This is a genomic window from Lyngbya confervoides BDU141951, from assembly GCF_000817775.3.
GTDB classification, from domain to species: domain Bacteria; phylum Cyanobacteriota; class Cyanobacteriia; order Thermosynechococcales; family Thermosynechococcaceae; genus Lyngbya; species Lyngbya confervoides.
Map to the genome: position 1 here is coordinate 22626 of NZ_JTHE03000054.1, position 19932 is coordinate 42557.

Consider the following 19932-nt stretch of genomic DNA (forward strand, 5'->3'; position numbering starts at 1 on the left):
TGATCTTCTGGATGTAACATCGACCTGATTTTTTATGTCAGCAACGCCGTTTCTGCCTGTGCAATAGAGTCTACCTCGAAAAAATCGCCTGGATGGTCCGATTTACGGTTCTAGCCCATTGTACGTGGGGTTCATCGTCCTCCACGGGCACAATGGTCGCTGGTTGACCTTGACCCTGCTGCGCAATGACCTGGTTCGCTGCCTCCAGTCCAGTGACGTAGGCTTTTTCCTGGGACCAGGATGCGTGAGTTGTCTGGACCCAATCTCCGCTCAAAAACAGGTTAGCAATGGGCGATCGCGTCGGCAAGAGATAGCGGTAGCTGCCTGGGGCAAAGTGAGTGACGGCCCGTGGCAGGCGCACCACGTTTGCCTGGGTCACCTGGGCTGCGGCGAAGGCGGGGACGCAGGTGCTGAGGTCCCGATGCACAAAGTCAATGATGGCCGAATCCGCTAGGGGGAGATACTGATTGGCATGGTAAAAATCCACCTCAATCACGCTTCCGGGAAGGTCCCGATAGTCATCATGCAGCGCATTTAAATCAAAGAAGGTCCAACCGGTGGTGGGGTGAAAGCCAAAGCCCGCATTGGCGGGATGGGGAATTGGAATGCGACGGTCAAACCACAGACGAGTGGCCAGAACATCAATGGATCCCAGGTTCATCAGGTTTCGGAAGGCCGCCTGCTGCTGTAGCGTGGGACTGGTCTGGATCATGTTTTGGAGTCCGGTGATCCCCACCGCCAAGATGACCGCATCGGCCGCAAAGGCTTCTTCCCCGCAAAGGACGGCTGCCACCTGACCCTGGTGGTTTAATTGCAGATCGCTGACGCGTCGATTGGTTAGAATTTGAGCCCCCGTCGCCCGGATGCGATCGCACCAGGGCTGAAAAATTTTCTCCCCAACCGTCCCACGACACCATACCACGTCAAAATCTGCCTGGTGGGCCAGGATAAAGTAATACAGCATTCCCAGGGCTGCCGCCGCCGAGCACTGTTCCCCTGGCGCAAATAAGCCCACCAGCAGCATCGGTTCAAAGGCCTGCTTGTACAGACGTTCAGAGACGCCATAGGATCGAAACAGATCCCGAGCCGAGATTGCGTCATAGCGATCCCAGGCTGCGGGAGAGTTATCAAAATCAATCACAGCTTGCAGCAGCGGCAGGGCCGTCAAGCGATCCCAGAGGGGTAAGCGGGGAAAACGAGGATAGGCAAAGGTGCCCAGGGGCATGGGCAGACGGGGCAAGGTTTGAAAAATTGGAGATTCTGCCTCCAGCCCTGCCGGTGAATACTGCGCCGACCGGGTCCAGGGAGTAAAGGGGGTCAGGCCCAGCTGCTCCACCCGCGAAAAGATATTTTTGTAGGGATACCAAAACCCATGGATGCCAGCTTCAACCGCTTGGCCCCCCGGCGTTTTCCACCCCGCCACCAAACCACCAGGATAGGGACCCGCTTCCAGGAGCGTAACATCATAGCCCTGTTGGGCTAGGTGATCGGCAGCGCCCAGCCCAGCCCAGCCTGCTCCCACCACCACCACTTTTTTCGCACGGTATTGAGTTTGCACAACTTAATGCAGGTCAAGAAATCTTAAAAAAAACAAATATCTGGGGACATTGGCAGAATGATCCCCGCATAATGGGCAGCATATGAAAACATTCTAAGCAAAATTAAGATTCCATGAAACACTCCTCTTTTATACACCCGGCGGAACACGATGCCCTAAATCATCGATCCTTTATCAACCTGAAGGACTATTTGAATGGGGCGGTTGTCACTCCCAATCCCTATGCTTCCATTGATGAATTTTTAGATGAAACCTGGAATTTAGCCGCACCCGAGTCGGCCGTTGTGCCCCAACCTGAGATCGGGGTTCCCCAGTCCTCCCCGGCGGGGATCTAAACCGCACCCTCAGATTTCCCGCTGATTCGTTGGCTTGAGTGCAGCAATTGCTCCGGCTTGAGTGCAGCAATTGCTCCTGGAGCTTGTCTCGGAATCTAGCAGCCCCGCCCCTGAAGAGCGGGGTTTTTGATGGGCCGCAATCCGGGCCGATGCGCCAACGCATTTGGGCCAAGGACATTTAAAATCCTGGCGCTAAGGCCCCATAGAGCTGGGTTCTATAAAGCTGGCCTCTATAAAGCTGGCCTCTATGGAGCCTGGGTCTAGGGATCTTCGGTCGGATATGCGGACGTTGAATATGCTTACGTCGTATATTCAGCGTTGATTTTGACATAGTCGTAGCTGAGATCGCAGCCCCAGGCCAGGCCACTTCCCTGGCCCTGACCTAAACTCACCACTAGCTGCACTGGATCTTGCCGAAGATAGGCACTGGCAGCGCTGCGGTCAAAGGGCTGGGGCGTCCCCTGGCGCATGAGCACAAATTCTCCGAGCTGAATATCAAGCTGTCCGGCATCAAAGGGAACGCCGGCTCGACCAGCCGCTGCCGCAATGCGGCCCCAATTCGGGTCGCGGCCAAAGACGGCGGACTTAAACAGCATTGACCCGGCAATGGTGCGGGCCACCTGGCGCGCAGCGGCATTGTCCTTAGCCCCGTTTACCCGCACTTCAATCAAGGTGGTGGCCCCTTCGCCATCTCGGGCAATGGCCTTTGCTAGAGCCTGACAGACCTCTGTGAGCATCGCCTCCAGCAAATCGTGGGCCTCGCCCACCTCTGTAATGGAGGGCGTGCGCGACTGACCGTTGGCCAGGGCTAGCACCGTGTCGTTGGTGCTGGTATCCCCATCGACGGTCAATTGATTGAAACTGCGATCGACGGCTCGGCGGAGCATCTCTTCCCAAAGATGGGGAGAAACTGCGGCATCGCAGGTAATGAATGCCAGCATGGTGGCCATGTTGGGGTGAATCATCCCGGACCCCTTGGCAATCCCACCTATTCGCACCGGGCGATCGCCAATGTGGGCTTCAAGGGCGTAGGATTTGGTCACCAAATCAGTGGTGATAATAGCCTTTGCGGCGGCGGCGGATCCCTCTGGAGAAAGCGCCTGAACCAGGTTGGGCACCGCTGCGTGCAAAATATCAAGGGGGATTTGCTGACCAATGACCCCAGTGGAGGCGATCAGCACGGTATGGGGATCAAGGCCCAGGGCCTCGCCAATCCAGCGACTGGTTTGGCGGACGGCCTCCCAGCCCTGCTTGCCAGTGGCAGCATTGGCCTGCCCCGCATTGCAGACAATGGCCTGGGCGGTGCTTTTTTCCTGCAGCCGCTGTCGGCAGTAATCAACGCAGGCGGCGCGGACCTGACTGGTGGTGTAGACCCCTGCAGCAATGGCCGGAACATCCGACACGATGAGCGCTAGATCGGGCTGGCCCGAGGCTTTGAGTCCGGCCACAACCCCAGCGGCGCGATACCCTTTGGGTGCCGTAACGCCCCCGGCGATGGCCTGCCAGTTTGCCATAGAGATCTCCTTTTAATCTGCTTGCCCAGATCCCTGGGTCGGGACGCTTCAGCATGCCAGGCTTGGCCCTGCCCGCTCGGGCAAGATCATTCCTATACACCTAGGCCCGTGCCCATGTCATCACAGTAATTCTGGCATAATTAAAGCCTGAAAATATTCCGAATCCTATAGACTGCCCATGACAGTTATCGCCACCTCTGCGCCCGGTTTAGCCACCACCCTGGTCAATGGTCTGTTGGCAATCAAACCCCTGGCCACCTTTGCCCAGCAGCGGGCCAGAACCATGATGATTAAGCGGGCGGAATCCATTGGGGTGAACTGGACCGCCCAGGCCCAGGCCCTGCGCGATCGCGGTCAATCGCAGTGGGACCAGGAGCGCGCCCAACTGGAAGATCCCACCCTGGTCTACCCCGATTACTACCTCACCGCTTTCCATGCCTACGAGTCGGGCAACCTCTCCTGGGAGGCCGCCACGGAAGTGGAGGTTGCGGCCTATGCAGCCCATGCGCGCATCTGGTCAGATCTGGGTGCGCGGGAAGGGGACGCCCGCTTACGGCAAAGTTTCCATGCTTTCCTGCGGGCGGAGCTGCCTCAGCCACCCCAGGATATTTTGGACATAGGCTGTAGCGTGGGCATGAGCACCTTTGCACTCCAGGATGCCTACCCTGAAGCCCGGATTATCGGGTTAGATCTATCCCCCTATTTCCTGACCGTGGCCCAGTATCGGGCGCAGCAGGAAAACCGAGCCATTCACTGGCTCCACCGCCCTGCCGAGGACACCGGGCTCCCCGAGGCCAGCTTGGATCTCATCACCCTTTTCTTGATCTGTCATGAATTACCAGGCGTCGCCACCACTGCCATTCTCCGGGAGGCGCGGCGGCTTCTGCGTCCCGGCGGATATCTGGCCGTGATGGATATGAATCCGGCCTCTGAGGTATTTAAAACCCTGCCCCCCTACATATTTACATTACTTAAAAGTACCGAACCCTACCTGGACGAGTATTTCAACTTTGACTTTGCCCAGAGCCTGCAGGCGGAAGGGTTCTGCGCACCCAAGCGACAGGAGAATAGTCCCCGTCATCGGACTCTACTGGCCCAGGCCATTTAACCTCCTGTTTCAGGTAAAATGGGGACTCACATCAATAACTGAACCATTAGAACCCGGACCTCAACAGGTCATTGATTCGTGGTTACTAACGGATACCAAGGAGATAACGTTGCTGACGAGTACTTTTAACACAACAAAGTCAGAAGAAATCTTTACCGCTGCCCAACAGCTCATGCCGGGGGGCGTGAGTTCTCCTGTCCGAGCCTTTAAATCGGTCGGTGGACAACCCATTGTTTTTGACCGGGTCAAGGGTGCTTACCTCTGGGATGTTGACGATAACCAATACATCGACTACGTCGGCACCTGGGGACCTGCCATTTGCGGACATGCCCATCCTGAGGTGCTAGAGGCCCTGAAGCAAGCCCTCGGGAAAGGAACCAGCTTTGGTGCCCCCTGTTTGCTAGAAAATATTCTGGCTGAGATGGTGATTGATGCGGTGCCGAGCGTGGAAATGGTGCGCTTTGTTAACTCAGGCACCGAAGCCTGTATGGCGGTGCTCCGTCTCATGCGAGCCTTTACCCAGCGGGAAAAGGTCATTAAGTTTGAGGGATGCTACCACGGCCATGCGGACATGTTCCTGGTAAAAGCAGGGTCCGGTGTCGCCACCTTGGGGCTTCCCGATTCGCCAGGGGTTCCTAAATCCGTTACGGCCAGTACCTTAACCGCTCCCTACAATGACCTGCAGGCGGTTCAGGCCCTCTTCGAAAACAATCCCGATCAAATTGCAGGGGTCATTTTAGAGCCCGTTGTCGGGAACGCCGGGTTTATTCCACCCGATGCAGGCTTCCTGGCCGGCCTCAGAGAAATCACCCGCGAGCATGGAGCCCTACTGGTTTTTGACGAGGTGATGACGGGCTTTCGAATTTCCTACGGGGGAGCCCAGGAGAAATTTGGCATCACCCCGGATTTGACAACAATGGGGAAGGTCATTGGCGGTGGACTTCCTGTGGGGGCCTATGGCGGGCGCAAGGACATTATGAGCATGGTGGCTCCAGCCGGTCCAATGTATCAAGCGGGAACGCTCTCGGGCAATCCGTTGGCAATGACAGCGGGAATTAAAACCTTAGAGCTGCTGCGTCGCCCCGGCACTTACGAAAAGCTGGCCACCATTACCAAAACGCTGATTGATGGCCTGCTCACCATTGCCAAGGACAAGGGGCATGAGGTTTGCGGCGGTAGCATCAGCGGCATGTTTGGCCTGTTCTTTACGGCGGGACCGGTGCACAATTACGAAGATGCCAAGACCTCGGATTTGAGTAAATTTGCCAAGTTTCATCGGGGGATGCTGGAGCGCGGCGTTTATCTAGCCCCTTCTCAGTTTGAGGCCGGGTTTACCTCCTTAGCCCATACGGATGAAGATATTGCCCAAACTCTGAGCGCGGCGGAGGAGGTTTTGGGCAGCATCTAGTGGCTGACTCTTGGCCTGGGGTTGCATCTCCGCGAGGGGCTTCGGCGGATATCTCCGGACTCTACCCCAGCGGGTGGAGGGGGGTAGGTTGAATATGCCCTTAGTCCTGCGGAAACGGTGGGGGATAGTTTGCCTGCTGCTGAATTACCTTGGCCACCAGCCCCGTCCAGCCGGCCTTCGGCCATCCCGTTTTGATGCAATGAATCGTTCTTGCGAGATCAACACTGACACATGATTGAGCGGTAATTGTCATTAGCTGTATCCACCGATCAGGCGAGGGTGTCGCGACAGTCGGTCGACAAGCCTCTGTCGCGACACGTCTAACCCCTTGACATTTGATATTAGCTCTGACAGCAACTGCAATGAAGGAAGAATCCCCGTCCTTCTTACGGCGGGGAGTTGTCAAAATTACAGAGCAATGGGCCTTAGGACCTCCAACGCTGATTCCATTTACTGATCTCAACTCCCCAGAAGACGATGCTGCTCAGCCCAAAACAGAGCAACAGCTCCTGCCCAGTGAGAGGCGTGGTGCTGAAAATCGCCTGTAAAAAGGGGACATAAATCACGGCGATCTGGAGCAAGAGAGTGAGGACGATGGAAGCCAGGAGTAGTGGATTTGACCGGCAATCCAGGGAGAAAAAGGACGCTCGCTGAGATCGCAGCGCCAGGGCATTCCCGAGTTGAGAGAGGGTTAAAACGGTGAACAGGAGGGTTTGCCAACTCTGCTGATCCTGGTGCCAGAAGCCATAGCCCGCCCCCAGCGAAACGCCTCCCATCAGCAGTCCAATCCACAAAATACTGACTCCTAACCCTGGACTTAGAAAAGGCTCGGTGGCGGCGAGGGGGGGACGCCGCATAATCTCGGGTTCTGGAGGTTCCAATCCCAAGGCCAGCGCCGGTAAACCGTCGGTCATCAGGTTGATCCACAGAATTTGTAAGGGCAACAGCGGCAGGGGCATCCCCAGCAGCGGGGCCAGTAACATCACCCAAATCTCGCCCGCATTGCTGCTGAGCAGATACTGCATAAACTTGCGCAGGTTATCGTAGATCACCCGTCCCTCCTGGACGGCAATCACGATGGTGGCGAAGTTGTCGTTCAGTAAGGCCATATCCGCTGCCTCTTTGGCCACATCGGTTCCCATGATTCCCATCGCGATGCCAATATTGGCCTGCTTGAGGGCAGGGGCATCATTGATGCCATCTCCGGTCATCGCCACAATTTGTCCCTGTTGCTGCAGGGCATCCACAATTTTGAGTTTGTCCTCAGGGGTCACCCGCGCATAGACAGACACCTGACCAACCTGGGTCGAGAGGTCCTGAGGAGAGATCTGGGCCAGGTCTACGCCAGTCAGAATAGGGCCATCCACCGAGAGGCCCAGGGATCTGGCAATGTGCAGAGCCGTGAGGGGATGGTCGCCGGTGATCATGACCGGGCGAATCCCCGCCTCCCGACAGGTTTGAATAGCCCTGGGTACTTCTGGCCGAATCGGGTCCCGCAGTCCCACCAAGCCCAGATAAACCAGGTCCTGTTCCGCCTCCGCCGAGAGGAAGTCGGTTGACACCCATTGAAATGCGATGGCCAGCACCCGCGCCCCACTCTGAGCCATTGCGTTTTGCCGTTGCACAATGCCATGGCGTCTATCCGCCGTGAGGGGGCAGATCTCTCCCTCCAGCAAAATTTGACTGCAAATGGGCAGCAGACTCTCTAGGGCGCCCTTCGTCAAGGCGATCGCCTGAGCCTCTGCCTCAGATGCTTGGGGGAAGGGCGCTTGGATCATCGGGTCGAGGGGATAGCGATGCAGGGTGGTCATGCGTCGACGCTGGGCATCAAACGGAATTTGGTCAAGCCTGGGCCATGCGGCATCCAACTGGGGCTTCCACAGTCCAAACTGGGCCGCAGCCTGCACCAGAGCCACTTCCGTGGGATCGCCGCTCACGGGATCCGTGCCGGAAGTTGCTGAGCAGAGGACGTCGTTACAGAGGACCCCGGCCAGCAGCAACAGCTCAAGTTCCGGCTGTTGCTCTCTTAACATGGACGCAGAGGGAACAGCCGATGGCTGGCCCCGGGAGAGAGTTGCCGCCTCCGGCCAACCAAGGTGTTGACCGGCGACCTCCAAGTCCGTCACGCGCATGCGATTTTCCGTTAAGGTTCCGGTTTTATCGGTGCAAATTGTGGTGACGGTGCCGAGGGTTTCAACGGCGGTTAGTTTTCGAATTAACACCTGATGCGATAGCAATCGCTGAGATCCTAGGGCCAATGCAATGGTGAGGACGGCGGGAAGGCCTTCGGGAATCGCGGCGACTGCAATACTAATCCCTGTGAGAAAAAGCAACGCCAGGTCTTCATTGCGTAACATCCCCAGGCCCACAATCACTGCGACTAAGGCCAGGGATCCTAGGACCAAGGCTTGACCCAGCTGGGCCAGCTGTTGTTGCAATGGAGTGGGCTCAGAATGAATGCTTTGGAGGAGGCCAGAAATTTGACCCAGCTGGGTCTGCATACCGGTGGCGATGACCACGCCCTCCCCACTGCCGTAGAGAACAATGGTGCCGCTATAGGCAAGGTTATGGCGATCGCCCAGGGGCAGGTCAGGCCTATCCAGTTTGCGAGGATGTTTATGCACGGGCTCTGCCTCTCCAGTCAAGGCCGCCTCTTGCAGCTGCAGATGAGTGACCCAGAGTAAGCGCAGGTCTGCTGGGACGAATTGCCCCGATTCCAAGTGGACAATATCGCCTTGCACTAACTCCGAAGCGGGTCGTTCTTGCCATTGATGGTCTCGCCGCACAGTGACTACAGGCGTCACCAACTCGCGGAGGGCGGCCATTGCTTTTTCAGAACGGTAGTCTTGACTCACGCCCAGGGCTGTATTGAGAACCACGATCAGGAGAATGGCTACGGCTTCTTGAAAATCTCCCAGCGCTAGGGAGACTAGCACCGCACCTAACAGGAGTAGCACCAGGGGGGCCATGATCTGCTGGAGAATAAGGCGCCAGACCTGCGGTGGCTGAGTTCTCAGCAATTGATTACTGCCCTGCTGAGAGAGCCGCATCTGGGCTTCCGCGTCACTCAGACCCTGGGGCGAACTGCCCAGATGCTTCAAAATGACATCGGCTTCTAATTGGTGCCAGGGTTGATCTGGAGGAGAATTTCGCAAAAATCTGAGCTCGTGGATGGGAGGACGGATTGAATAGCTGTCCAAGCAATTTTTGTTCCTGCTAAAGATAGTGCTGGAGTGTTGTCTGGATTTCGCTCTTGAGAAGATCGCGAATTTCAGGCGGGCTGATGATTTGGCAGTCTGGTCCGTAGCGCAGGACTTCGCGGATTAGCCAAAAGGGGTTCACGACCTTACGAGTGACAATGCGTTGTTGTGAGACGCCCTTCTGGGGATCGCTTGCAAGAATTTCATTCCTGATATCTTCTGCTTTGGACTCGTAGGCGGCGACCATGTCATTGGTAAACCGAAGCTGAACCAGAATGCTATCAAAGGAGCCTCGCCATTCACCTGTCGCTTCCAGGATACCTTGAATCCGATCGAGCCGAAGACAGCGATTGTGCTTGAGTTCTGGCAGGTCGAGATTGTCTTCGGTTTCGTCGCACCAGATCTGGAGATAATCCCGTTTCTCATGGAACTGAACTTCGGCGTAGCGAACCGTGAATTCTAGGATCTTGCCTTGCGAATTGGCATAGAGGACTCGAAATGGTTGCTGGCGATCGCGGTATTGATCCACTTGTATGCGCCACCCGTCCAGGGGATGACTGGCGGTTTTGATTAGCTCTTGACGCAGCGGGGCTTCAAGGTGAGCGTAATTCAACAAAAGTGTAATTACACTTTTTGCGAGGGTTGGCTGTCCTGAATCGATTAATGCCCTAATGGCTTGTTGCAGGGCTTCAATCTCTTCGCGGCTAAAGCTAAAATAAGGACCAACATATAGGCTTGAATCAGCGATCGCGCTGACTAAACCCGAAGGACTGGGTCTTTCCCCCCATTTTATTCCGAGACGGGCAGCGATCGCGTCTAACTTGTTTTTGGTTCCCGGTGGCACCGAGAGCGTTAGGGTTTCTTTCTTTCGTGGCATTTAATAAAAACTCAAGATTTTATATTTGCACTTTCTCTAATTCTGATCTAAATTGATTTTATCAATTACACTTTTGTTCTTCGATGAATTTAAATTTATTTTTTGATGATCGAGAGGTGAACTCTTTGCGAGTGCCTCGCATGGAGAACGTAACGGCGTGTCCTTGCTGAGTTGTGTGTTCTTGAATGGCTAACAAACCCTTGCGCAGGCAAAGTTATATTTTCTTGAATCTACAAATCTGGCAGCCGGATAATCCCTGGGTCAGTGCGATTGACCAGCGATTGAAAAAGCAGGCGATGGTCTGCTACGTGCTGTGCAAGCCAGTGCGAGAGGTGCAGCTACGGCTGCAGCTCCCCATGCACTTCCAGATTTACCCCATCAGCGATGCGAATAGCGTCCATGATGCCAACGCGCCCTACTCTGTGGCGTTTGGTCAGTCAGCGTTGCTGATTGACACCCTGGCCCACCGATTCAGGCGCGAAGGAGGCGAGATATGGGTTGTGTAATCATGGGTAGGGGCGGGGTTTCCCCGCCCAGGGCAAAATGTAGAAACATACCAGCTGTTTGGCAATCCTGCATTGGGCGAGGAGACCTCGCCCCTACGGCGATGAAATACAATCCTGCGATTGACCATCGGCGATCGACCTGCTTGAAAGACTACGACTATAGCCAAGCAGGTGCCTATTTTGTCACGATCTGCACCCAAGGGAGAGAATGTTTGCTTGGTGAGGTTATAGATGCCTCAATTTCTTTGAGCCAGTATGGGATTGTTGTAGAGCAGATCTGGCACCAAATTCCGCAACACTTTTCCTCTGTAGCTCTAGATGCGGCAGTCATTATGCCCAACCACTTCCATGGCATCATTGTGATTTCTGAAGAGAGTTTTCTCGTTCAACAAGAATCCCAAGATTTAGCGCCTAACAAAAATTCTAAGAAGCCAACGTTAGGTCAAATTGTTGCTTACTTTAAATATCAATCGACCAAGCTAATTAACGTAGCGCGTGATTTGAGCGGAGTTAAATTTTGGCAGCGCAATTATTACGAACACATTATCCGTAGCGAAGCATCCCTTGCACAATTACGCATATACATTGAGCAGAATTCCCGCATAACCAGTTAGTAGAGGAGTCACTAGCCATGAATGACCAAAAACTTCTGAGCCGTGTTACGACTAATCCTCAGATTTTCAACGGCAAGCCCATTATTCGAGGGCATCGCCTGGCAGTCGAGCATGTCCTAGGCATGTTGGCGGCAGGCGATACCATTGAAACTCTGCTAGAAGGCTACCCCTGGCTAGAGCGGGAGGATGTATTGGCCTGCCTTGCCTACGCCTATCGCCTGGTTGCCCATGAGCGGGTGGAGCCGCTGCTTGTGGAGACTCAGCAGTGAAAATCCTTTTGGATACCTGCGTGTGGGGTGGGGTCAGATCTGCCCTGGAGGCCGCTAGTCACGATGTGATTTGGTCTGGCGAATGGGACACAGACCCCGGTGATGAAGAGATTCTATCAATAGCTTACCGGGATGGCCGCATTCTCATTACGCTCGACAAGGACTTCGGTGAATTAGCCATTGTCAAAGGGACTCGCCATTGCGGCATTGTGCGGTTAGTTAATCTCAGCGGTCGGCAACAGGGAGCCGTTTGTCTGCGGGTACTGGAGCTTTATGGCAGTGAACTAACGGCAGGTGCTATCGTGACCGCTGAGCTAAATCGAGTCCGAATTCGCCCTTTCAGTGAGAGTTAGAGGGTTATGATCGTCCAAATTCTGCGAAAGAAATTCACGGTGGGGCAGTACCACCAGATGATCGAGTCCGGTATTCTGACCGATCACGATCGCGTTGAGCTACTTCAGGGAGAAATTATCGAAATGTCGCCCATTGGCATGCAACATGCCGCCTGTGTAGATCGCTTAACCGAGCTACTGGTCGGAACATTCCGGGGAAAGGCGATCGTGCGAGTGCAAAATCCCATTCAGTTGAGCACTCGCTCAGAGCCACAACCTGACTTTGCCATTCTGCAGCGGCGGTCTGACTTCTATGCCAACGGTCATCCTCAACCCAGCGATGTCTTTGCGCTGGTTGAAGTATCAGACACCACCATTGAGTTTGACCGCACGGTAAAAGTCCCTATCTATGCCAAAGACAACATCGCTGAAGTCTGGATTGTGGATCTCAACGCTGAGGCAGTGCAGATTTATCGAGAACCCAGTGAAGCAGGCTACCAGCAGCTACAGACCTTTCGCCGAGGGCAGGCGATCGCATTTCAGGCATTTACCGACGTTCAATTTACGGTTGATCAACTACTGGGCTGACAACCAATTTGATAAATTTTCTGGAAGTGTAGTTTGATGCTAAAACAACGTCGTCTTCTTAAACAAGAAACACAGAGTTTAGATGAGCAGTACTTTAGCGAAATTCGACCTAAACTTTATGAGTTGCACGGTATTCATGCTCAATATGGCAGTCGCCAGGGTAGAAGCCTTGCCGAACACCTTGACTCAGCTTGTCAGTTTGTTTTAACCGTTAGCAAGCTTGCTCAAGTCCCGGATAACAAACGCGTATTAATCCTGGCCGCAACTGCTGTCCATGATTTGAACAAGCTGGATAAAGATGGGCGTAATGTCAAAACTCTGGCTCGCGATCGCACCTTTCTCAAAGCACAACTGGAAGAAGCTGGCGTAGCTGACTGGGTAACAACCGATGAAGATCTGGAGCTAGTGCGCCGCCTAATTGAACGACATTCCGGGCACAGCGCCAGTGACGGCATGCGGTTTCTGCCCGAAGATCCCAATATTAAGCGCTGGGCAGCAATGCTGATTGGTGGCGATCTTTATGACTTAGGTATTCCGGAAGAGCAGCGCATTCGGAAAGTTGAAACTGAGCTAACCGTTGCCCTACAACGTGATACCCACTTATTTAAGGTGGGGTTGGCAGAAGATCGAGGCTACCTAACCGCTCTACTACTGGCAGCCTGTGAAGAAGTTCTCCATGATCAGGGGCTAGCAACCCTATCTATCGATCCAGACGGTCAGCTCTTGATTGGTGAACACTTCCCCGAAGAAGATTTGACCCTAGCGATCGCCCAAAAATGGCATCGCAAAATCAACCGGGTTTTCAGCGGCAATGTCGAGCAACTGGTCAAAGCCAGCAAAGACGGCATCAAAGTTGACCATCAGGCCGTGCAGCAGAACCCTGATGCGGCGATCGAGCAGGTAGACGCTTTACTGGTCAAAAAGTTTAGTGGCTACAAAGCCGACAAAATTGCCCAGGATGTTCAAAAATACGGTGGTGAAGCTGGGGCAGAAGCCTTGTCAGCAGCAGAGGAACTGGGCTTGCTACCAATTTCTAACGCTGAAGATTTTGCGGTTTCAGAAGGTCTTAAAGCAGCTTATCTTAGTTACCGCGAAGCGGCGCTTAGCCCCAAAGATGCTTGGGATCGCATTGCTGAAAAAGTTGAATTTACCCCTGACCAACGAATGGCTCTGGAGCCTTTCAATGCTCAGTATGGGCGATGTCTGTTTGCCCCTAAGGCAGTACCCCAAGGTCAAGCGGCGATCGCACCCCTGCTCCGAGATTCCTTTCAACTACGACAAACCGAAGATACCTCAGTGCCCCAGGAATTGGTGGCTGCTGTTGGCCAGTTGCTCAATATTGCTCATCCTTCTACCTGGCAAGGCTTTGCCGAACTCACTAGCTACATCGAGGCCAATCCTCGTCTGCGCTGTTCCCTAGGGCCAACGTCAACAGCTTCAGTGGAGGAGTTGATTTCTGCCAAAATGCCCCCAGAGACGAAGGTACAGTCGTTCTCGAATCGACTACCCGGCGGCATGAGTGCTGAACCCAAACGCCGAGGCGATGCGCTGTCAGCCCTGGGTTATCAACTACTCACCGTGGGGGCAAATTTTCCGAAGGCCAGCAAGCAGGCTCCCCTATACCTTCACTTTGCTTTACCCAAAGGCTCTAGCGTTGAACTCCAACGCATCTGGAAGCAGTTTCTCCAGCGCACCGCTGAGACTAACGAAGATGGCACCGTGACTGTTGATGAACTACAGCTCTATCGAGACAACCAGCTCGTCTTCAAGGCCAATAAAGTCGTTGGACTGGCCTTACCCAAACGGCCTGAGTTCATGCATTCCACTGTCACCATCCCGGTACTCTGGGGCGATGTGAATCATTCGCTGGCATTACTCAAGTCTCTGCGACTAGCCCTTGAAATGGCCTTAGCCCTGGATGTTGGCTTCCCCTTTGTGCTCAGCGCCAACCTGGGAATTGAGCCAAGCTGGGATATTTTTGGGCGGGTAGAGGGCATTCCATCCACTCTCCGGCCCCTTTTAGACTCAGGGCAGTACCTACGGGAAGGCAACCTATCTAAACAAGACAGACAACAGCAGGTGACTGCCGAAACAGTTTTAGATCGTTTGCGATGCCTTGGTCAATTGTCAGTAGCTGTAGCCAGCCTTACCAAAAAAGATGACTGTCTGTATGACTTGGCTACGGCTGCTGCGCGCCCACTAGATCTGTATCACGTCCTCCTGCGCTGGCTGTTGCGAGAACAGGATGATCCCAACCTGGAGGCTACTTGGACTCGAATTAAATACCCTTTGACCACCCTTTTGGAGAGTTTGATGTCAGAAGAACATGATCGTGTTTCGCGCTACCTCAAGCAGGCGGCTCACATTGCAGAGGTAGGGAAACTGCGCGGTAGCTCATTCCGCCGCACAGCTCAAGCTGAACCTTTTTCAGAGTTCATCAAGGCCATACGTGCCCGGAAGTCTCACATGGATTGGGATACAGTTTTTGCTGCTCTAGTGCAGCAATACCACAACCGTCTCGATCGCATTCGCGAGCATGGGGTTGGGGCCACCAAGTATGAGCAAATTTCTCAGTATTACGGTGTCCTAAAAGATCTGTTTGTCGAGGTTTATAACTCTCGCCCTGACCGGCTCTTGAGCGATAGTAAAACGCTTGAAGCTGCCTACCTCTTTTTCCTTCAGGAAGCTCGCAAAGAACTGAAGGCCCAAACTGAACAACAATCTGCACAAGCATAGGAGCAATTGAAATGTCATTTGAGAAACTGCAACCCTTTCTCGCCACCAGCTACGAAAACTTTCCCAAAGGGCGCACTATTGGCGCTGTGGTGCTGCGAACCACTCAATCAGAAACAATCTTCCGCACCGAGGGCACGGGAGAACCCATGTGCAGCGAGTATGTGCAAGCTGGGGCATCCAATCCCGATACCATTCCCCGTCTGGTAATGACCAAGCGTAAGCAAATAGCTCCTGAGCGGCGCAAAGGGCGCGAGTTTTTACGGGTTCACGAACTCCTTTACCCCGACCCCAAAGGTAATTCCATCTGTTCCCTCAACACCAACGCCCCCTGTGAAATGTGTATAGACTGCTTCCTCTATGGTTTCGCCGCTGGTGGTGAAGGGGCGCAGAAAAGCCGCGTGTGGACAGAAGATGCCTTTAGCGTCCTACCTTCTACTGAGCTAATTGGCGATCGCACTATCAATGCCATTTTTGAGACGGGTACGATGCGTGATGAAGAGGGAAAAGCTTCTACAGCCCTCAATACCAGCGAATACATTAAACCAGGCGTTCACTTTCTCGATATTGTCACCTTCAAAGATGTGACCGCTGATGAGCTGCGATATGCTTTAGGGAATATCTTGCTGACAACCCGCTATGGCGCTGTTTCTAGCCGTGTGGGACGCATGGAGAACCAGATTCTAGGTATTTTTGGGGGCATTGCTGAACTTCCTAGCTCCCTAGAATTAGTGCAGGGGATTTATGACAAGTTGCCTGCTGATAAACGAGAGCATCCCCTCAACACAGAAGCTTTAGTGACAGCAACTCAGGACGTCATCTCAACCTGGACCAGTAAGCGAGGCATTTCGATGCAGCTATCTACAACCGAGCTAGATGAGTTGATCGCCGACATAGATCGCCATCTGTCGCCTGATGATCAAGCTAATTTCCTTAAGCGACTGGATGAATCCTACGCGCCAATGCGGCAGCTGAAGGCTGAATCCAAGAAGAAGGGAAAAGGTAAAAAGCAGGAGGCTTGAGCCATGACTCAACTTGAGCTAGAGCCGCAAACAGTGGCCGTTTCCTATCAAAACGCGTGGCTAATCGAACTCTGGTGCGCAGAACCCGTCTTCTTTGCTTCTAGAGAACTATCAGACACTTACTATACCGAAGGCACAATTGGAAATTATGCCCTGGCTTATGCTTTGGGCTGGGCGCGATCGCCCTACCGACTGCTGGGCAAAGCAACGGGGAGACCCACCTACATCGAAGATCTCACACCCTTGGCAGGTCAACGATACATTCTCCCCGCTTGGCCCGCTGAAGGATCAGTATCCTTCAGATTTGAACGGTTTAATGCCCTCTCAGATTCCTACTGGTATGCGATGACCAATAACCGGGTTGCCACAGCCAGGGAAGATCTACCCCTAAAACGTACGGGTAAGAAACCTAACACGTTCCGCCCTAGTAACTTTCCACAGACCGGGCGTCTCCGAGTCATCGAACGGGGAAATCGCTTTCGAACCCTAGTCTTTGGCGATGCTGATCTGCCCGAATACATTCGGGTCGGTAAGTTTATGAGCAAAGTCAGAGTTAAAATTTGTTCCGAGGCCAGCGTGACCATGTTGCCGCCGAACGAGTATGACTGTCGAGCTTACCTCAACTCAGCTGATCTCCTTGCTGGTTCAGCTTTGCTGAACTTCGACTTAATTTCGATACCACCTGCCTCGTTACTCAAGAATCTGCGGTTTCGGGGCGCTGCTTGGCAGGTGGGAGACTACATCATTCCCGCAGGACTTGAATTTTGTGGAGGGCGCAATCGTGAGTAGCCTTAACATTCAACTCGAACCTCGAAGCATAGCGACCTGTCCCAACCCAAGTTTGCCAAACGAATTGCTTAATGCCTTCGAGCATGGCGTTCTGCGACATCAGGACGAGGTTTATAGAGCCGCAGAAACTCATGACATCATTCTGGATTTAGCCCCCACCGGAACCGGTAAAACGAAAGCGGGTTTGAGTGTTATCAACCACAACAAAGAGCGAAATGCGATTTATATTGCCCCCACGAATGCCCTAATTGAGCAACAAGCTGAAGCAGCTGAGAAATTTATTCAGGCTGCCGGGCTCCCTCACGTTGTGAAGGCCGCATCTGCAAGGCATGTCAAAGAATGGAGTAATGATCGGGTAGGTCATCGCTCAGGTGAAAAGCTCTACAACGTGCTTCGAGAACCTGCCACACTATTCCCCGAGTGTGCTGGTAGGCCGCTTTTGCTGGTAACAAACCCAGATATCTTCTACTACTCGACGTTTTTCGCCTATAACCGATTAGATCGCAGCAACATTGCTAGCGCTTTCTACTGCAGTTTTGCGACGGTCATCTTTGATGAGTTCCATCTCTACGACTCGAAGCAACTCGTTAGTTTGCTGTTTTATTTGGCTTTGTCTCATTCATTTGGCTATTTTCGGGATAAACGTAAGGTTGTACTTCTAACCGCGACTCCTGAAAAAGCCTGTGAAGCAGCACTCGTGAAACTGGAAGAAGCAGGAGCCAAGATTCACCGTGTCGATGCCGAAACTCAGACAGACCGTATGACACCTTCACAAACGTCTGTCAGCTTAGAAGTTCGTAAGCAGTTAGAAAAGAAAGCGCTCATTGCCGAAATTGCTGACGAAGTCCTGATAAGGGTGAAAGAGAAACCTGATCAGTTTGGAGCCGTTATTCTAGATTCACTCGACCAAGTCAACCAATTGAATGATCATCTGTGTAAGGCGGGCATTGAACATTTGCGTGGGCGAATTACGGGCGCTATTAAGTCCCAAGATGAACGTCACGAGGCTGCACAAAAGCAAATCATTCTGGCGACCAGCACAGTAGATGTTGGCTTCAACTTTGAGCGAGATATCGAAGCTGAACGTCAGAATCTGGATTGGTTGATCTTTTCTAGCCGCGATCGCTTTTCTTTTTGGCAGCGCATTGGGCGTGTAGGTCGAGTCTTAGGCAAAAAGCGGCCTGACATACCATCTGAGGCGATCGCCTATTTGTCAGAGAAAGCTTGGGAAGAAGGAATCGAAAGTTTAAATTGCGCTGGTGGCCGAGATGCCTTGAAGCAGACCCTAAAAAGCTTGAAATGTATGGAGCGTCCGTTTCTAGAAATTTATTGGAAATCCGAGGCGTTCCTCGAAATCGCTCGTCCACTGCTAGAGCTGGAGAGTGCCCTACACAACTTAGAGGAAGAGCGGTTAGTTCAAGAGTTATACGCCACTCTGCAAAAGTTATTTGGCGGTTCTCGCTCTTGGAAGCATTACAAGCATCGAGTGATGCAAATCACCACTGCTGAATCATTAGCTAAAGCTCCACTCAAACCAACAAGAAAAGGGCAATGGTCGTTTATAAAGACCTTTTTTAAACAGTCGAAGTATACACGTCACAGCTTCATCAAGAAGTTTCTGGAGTTTAATTATCCTGAACAGCTTGAAGCACTGAATAGACAAGAACTCCCGATAGAAGAAATTGAAAAGGAGATTAAGGATTATGAGGATTTAGCCTCTGAGATAAAGGACTTCGCAGATTTCTGGAAAACTGTTTGGTCACCTTTATTTAGATTTCGGGACGGCTTGTTCGATAATTTAATCATTTACGACCCACAAAACTTTCTCTTGGATACCGTCGGAGAAACCAACCTAGATCCTTTTCATCTACTCAGATTCTACGAATTTGTTTCAGATGATTCGCGGATAGAGGTGACCGCACGAGCTGAAGAAACCTATCAGCTTAGCTTCACACTTAACGTTGAAGCGCTTTCACATTTTGAGGCTACTCAACTTGGAAAGCTATGGGCATATCCGAATCTAAGTGTCAGACGGACTTCTGGTGGAGCTGTCAGGCCGACTAAACTACCCAATTGTTTGCAAAGAGCATTAAAAGACAACCTCATTCCTGGAGTTATCGTCAAAGAGCACTCTAAGAATCGTTGGGCCGTGATCAAACTGCGTAAGCAAGGTTTAGAGTGTTATCCCATTCATGTGTCCGGTTATGATAGTCCGAGTCCCAAGGAGTATCTTTTCTTCCCCAGTCTTTCCGGCATCCTTGCGATCGCTACTGCTGGCGTTTCCTTTCAAAGTCCTGATAACGAAGAATTCTGGGTTGCTTAACCATGTCACATAGTCTTGTCCCTACCCTCCTCCCCGAATCCCGACTCCCCCCGGCTTCTCTTCTGGCAAGCATCTCCATACACCCTTCCTCAACTTGGTTAGCTCCGTCGATCATGCAATCAGGCAAACCCTTTCCCCTCTTTCCGGCGGATGGGTTTTCTATCCATCAACATTTCCTGGGCAAATCCCTTCTGATGCCCCCCTCGTCTCCAGAGTAAACAGCACCCCTTATGGTAAACCAGCTTCCAGTCGTGACGTCTGCCGTCTCCTGATGCAATGCTTTTAACCCGTGCTTGCTGGGTCTGACGCGCATCGGCAAAGCGGTTTTAATGCGATCGGTTAAAGGCTGGGCCTCTTCGTAGTTATCGATTTGCATCTTTTTCCTCCCATGCCCCATAGTCTCGTGTTTAATCTCATTCCCAAAACTTTAATCCCACCAGGATACTTAACCGGGAAGCATCTCCATGCCCTCTTCCTTAACTTGGTTAGCTCCGTCGATCAAGCCTTGGGCGATCGCCTCCACGCCCAAACCCAAAATAAAGCCTTTGCCCTGAGTCCACTGCAGTGCCGCGCTCCCACGGATCCACTGATCTGGAACTACCGCCAACCCATCCCGGCCCAAACCCCCTGCTGGTGGCGAGTCTCCCTACTCGATGATCGGCTGTTTCGACACCTGATGCCCCTCTGGCTCAACCTCAACCCTGACAAGCCCTGGCATTTAGGGCCAGCCGATTTGTTGATCACCAGCGTGCTGGG

Annotated in this window: 18 protein-coding genes and 1 pseudogene; 14 read left to right on the plus strand and 5 right to left on the minus strand. The window is 52.9% G+C overall.

Annotated features, from left to right (window positions below; genetic code table 11):
- Positions 1 to 70: 70 nt before the first annotated feature.
- On the minus strand, positions 71 to 1558 hold the full coding sequence (locus QQ91_RS09645) for a hydroxysqualene dehydroxylase (protein WP_166281931.1): 1488 nt from the start codon (positions 1556 to 1558) through the stop codon (positions 71 to 73).
- 113 nt (positions 1559 to 1671) lie between these two features.
- Between QQ91_RS09645 and QQ91_RS09650 the strand changes: the two genes are divergently transcribed.
- On the plus strand, positions 1672 to 1893 hold the full coding sequence (locus QQ91_RS09650) for a hypothetical protein (RefSeq protein ID WP_166281933.1): 222 nt from the start codon (positions 1672 to 1674) through the stop codon (positions 1891 to 1893).
- 299 nt (positions 1894 to 2192) lie between these two features.
- On the opposite strand, the gene argJ is transcribed toward QQ91_RS09650, so the two are convergent.
- Positions 2193 to 3407 carry a bifunctional glutamate N-acetyltransferase/amino-acid acetyltransferase ArgJ gene (argJ, locus tag QQ91_RS09655; RefSeq protein ID WP_166281935.1) on the minus strand — a complete coding sequence of 405 codons (1215 nt, stop codon included), beginning with the start codon at positions 3405 to 3407 and terminating at the stop codon, positions 2193 to 2195.
- Between the two features lie 178 nt (positions 3408 to 3585).
- Between argJ and QQ91_RS09660 the strand changes: the two genes are divergently transcribed.
- Both QQ91_RS09660 and hemL read left to right on the plus strand, forming a co-directional pair.
- A complete protein-coding gene (locus QQ91_RS09660; RefSeq protein ID WP_166281937.1) occupies positions 3586 to 4515 on the plus strand; it encodes a class I SAM-dependent methyltransferase in 930 nt (309 codons plus the stop codon).
- A 112-nt stretch (positions 4516 to 4627) separates the two neighbouring features.
- Complete coding sequence (gene hemL / locus QQ91_RS09665; protein ID WP_510980327.1) at positions 4628 to 5923, plus strand: glutamate-1-semialdehyde 2,1-aminomutase; 1296 nt, start codon at positions 4628 to 4630, stop codon at positions 5921 to 5923.
- 100 nt (positions 5924 to 6023) lie between these two features.
- Here hemL and QQ91_RS09670 read toward each other — a convergent pair whose 3' ends face one another.
- The 3 genes from QQ91_RS09670 to QQ91_RS09680 all read right to left on the minus strand — a co-directional run bounded on the left by QQ91_RS09670 (position 6024) and on the right by QQ91_RS09680 (position 10000).
- On the minus strand, positions 6024 to 6176 hold the full coding sequence (locus QQ91_RS09670) for a hypothetical protein (RefSeq protein ID WP_166281941.1): 153 nt from the start codon (positions 6174 to 6176) through the stop codon (positions 6024 to 6026).
- A gap of 172 nt (positions 6177 to 6348) precedes the next feature.
- On the minus strand, positions 6349 to 9078 hold the full coding sequence (locus tag QQ91_RS09675; protein ID WP_236096144.1) for a cation-translocating P-type ATPase: 2730 nt from the start codon (positions 9076 to 9078) through the stop codon (positions 6349 to 6351).
- Positions 9079 to 9139: 61 nt separating this feature from the next.
- Positions 9140 to 10000, minus strand: coding sequence for a helix-turn-helix transcriptional regulator (locus QQ91_RS09680; protein WP_166281943.1), 861 nt, complete (start codon positions 9998 to 10000; stop codon positions 9140 to 9142).
- A 185-nt stretch (positions 10001 to 10185) separates the two neighbouring features.
- Here QQ91_RS09680 and QQ91_RS09685 point away from each other — a divergent pair, with 185 nt between their 5' ends.
- The 11 genes and pseudogenes from QQ91_RS09685 to QQ91_RS09735 all read left to right on the plus strand — a co-directional run.
- Positions 10186 to 10506: a hypothetical protein gene (locus QQ91_RS09685; protein WP_236096145.1), complete on the plus strand. Its 321-nt coding sequence runs from the start codon at positions 10186 to 10188 to the stop codon at positions 10504 to 10506.
- Positions 10507 to 10649: 143 nt separating this feature from the next.
- Complete coding sequence (locus QQ91_RS09690) at positions 10650 to 11120, plus strand: transposase (protein WP_250833313.1); 471 nt, start codon at positions 10650 to 10652, stop codon at positions 11118 to 11120.
- A 17-nt stretch (positions 11121 to 11137) separates the two neighbouring features.
- Positions 11138 to 11389: a DUF433 domain-containing protein gene (locus QQ91_RS09695; RefSeq protein WP_166281947.1), complete on the plus strand. Its 252-nt coding sequence runs from the start codon at positions 11138 to 11140 to the stop codon at positions 11387 to 11389.
- A complete protein-coding gene (locus tag QQ91_RS09700; protein WP_166281949.1) occupies positions 11386 to 11742 on the plus strand; it encodes a DUF5615 family PIN-like protein in 357 nt (118 codons plus the stop codon). The genes QQ91_RS09695 and QQ91_RS09700 overlap by 4 nt, the downstream gene beginning before the upstream one ends.
- 6 nt (positions 11743 to 11748) lie before the next feature.
- Positions 11749 to 12309 (plus strand): Uma2 family endonuclease, encoded by a 561-nt coding sequence (locus QQ91_RS09705; protein ID WP_166281951.1) that lies wholly within the window; start codon positions 11749 to 11751, stop codon positions 12307 to 12309.
- Between the two features lie 36 nt (positions 12310 to 12345).
- Positions 12346 to 15045, plus strand: a complete 2700-nt coding sequence (locus QQ91_RS09710) for a CRISPR-associated protein Csc3 (protein ID WP_166281953.1) — start codon at positions 12346 to 12348, stop codon at positions 15043 to 15045.
- An 11-nt stretch (positions 15046 to 15056) separates the two neighbouring features.
- Entirely contained in the window at positions 15057 to 16064 is a 1008-nt protein-coding gene (gene cas7d, locus QQ91_RS09715) for a type I-D CRISPR-associated protein Cas7/Csc2 (RefSeq protein ID WP_166281955.1), read from the plus strand.
- A 3-nt stretch (positions 16065 to 16067) separates the two neighbouring features.
- Positions 16068 to 16853 carry a type I-D CRISPR-associated protein Cas5/Csc1 gene (gene cas5d / locus QQ91_RS09720; RefSeq protein WP_166281957.1) on the plus strand — a complete coding sequence of 262 codons (786 nt, stop codon included), beginning with the start codon at positions 16068 to 16070 and terminating at the stop codon, positions 16851 to 16853.
- Positions 16846 to 19176 (plus strand): type I-D CRISPR-associated helicase Cas3', encoded by a 2331-nt coding sequence (gene cas3 / locus QQ91_RS09725; RefSeq protein WP_166281959.1) that lies wholly within the window; start codon positions 16846 to 16848, stop codon positions 19174 to 19176. The genes cas5d and cas3 overlap by 8 nt, the downstream gene beginning before the upstream one ends.
- A 37-nt stretch (positions 19177 to 19213) precedes the next feature.
- The gene (locus QQ91_RS21835; protein WP_250833314.1) at positions 19214 to 19462 is read left to right on the plus strand and encodes a hypothetical protein; all 249 of its coding nucleotides are present in this window, start codon (positions 19214 to 19216) and stop codon (positions 19460 to 19462) included.
- 102 nt (positions 19463 to 19564) lie between these two features.
- Positions 19565 to 19932: pseudogene (locus tag QQ91_RS09735) on the plus strand (CRISPR-associated endoribonuclease Cas6); the annotation flags it as partial.

Bases quoted from the DNA above. Each gene is read 5' to 3' on its own strand.
- QQ91_RS09650 (WP_166281933.1), top strand. From the start codon at position 1,672: ATGAAACACTCCTCTTTTATACACCCGGCGGAACACGATGCCCTAAAT.
- argJ (WP_166281935.1), bottom strand. From the start codon at position 3,407: ATGGCAAACTGGCAGGCCATCGCCGGGGGCGTTACGGCACCCAAAGGG.
- QQ91_RS09660 (WP_166281937.1), top strand. From the start codon at position 3,586: ATGACAGTTATCGCCACCTCTGCGCCCGGTTTAGCCACCACCCTGGTC.
- QQ91_RS09670 (WP_166281941.1), bottom strand. From the start codon at position 6,176: ATGACAATTACCGCTCAATCATGTGTCAGTGTTGATCTCGCAAGAACG.
- QQ91_RS09680 (WP_166281943.1), bottom strand. From the start codon at position 10,000: ATGCCACGAAAGAAAGAAACCCTAACGCTCTCGGTGCCACCGGGAACC.
- QQ91_RS09685 (WP_236096145.1), top strand. From the start codon at position 10,186: ATGGCTAACAAACCCTTGCGCAGGCAAAGTTATATTTTCTTGAATCTA.
- QQ91_RS09695 (WP_166281947.1), top strand. From the start codon at position 11,138: ATGAATGACCAAAAACTTCTGAGCCGTGTTACGACTAATCCTCAGATT.
- QQ91_RS09705 (WP_166281951.1), top strand. From the start codon at position 11,749: ATGATCGTCCAAATTCTGCGAAAGAAATTCACGGTGGGGCAGTACCAC.
- QQ91_RS09710 (WP_166281953.1), top strand. From the start codon at position 12,346: ATGCTAAAACAACGTCGTCTTCTTAAACAAGAAACACAGAGTTTAGAT.
- cas7d (WP_166281955.1), top strand. From the start codon at position 15,057: ATGTCATTTGAGAAACTGCAACCCTTTCTCGCCACCAGCTACGAAAAC.
- cas5d (WP_166281957.1), top strand. From the start codon at position 16,068: ATGACTCAACTTGAGCTAGAGCCGCAAACAGTGGCCGTTTCCTATCAA.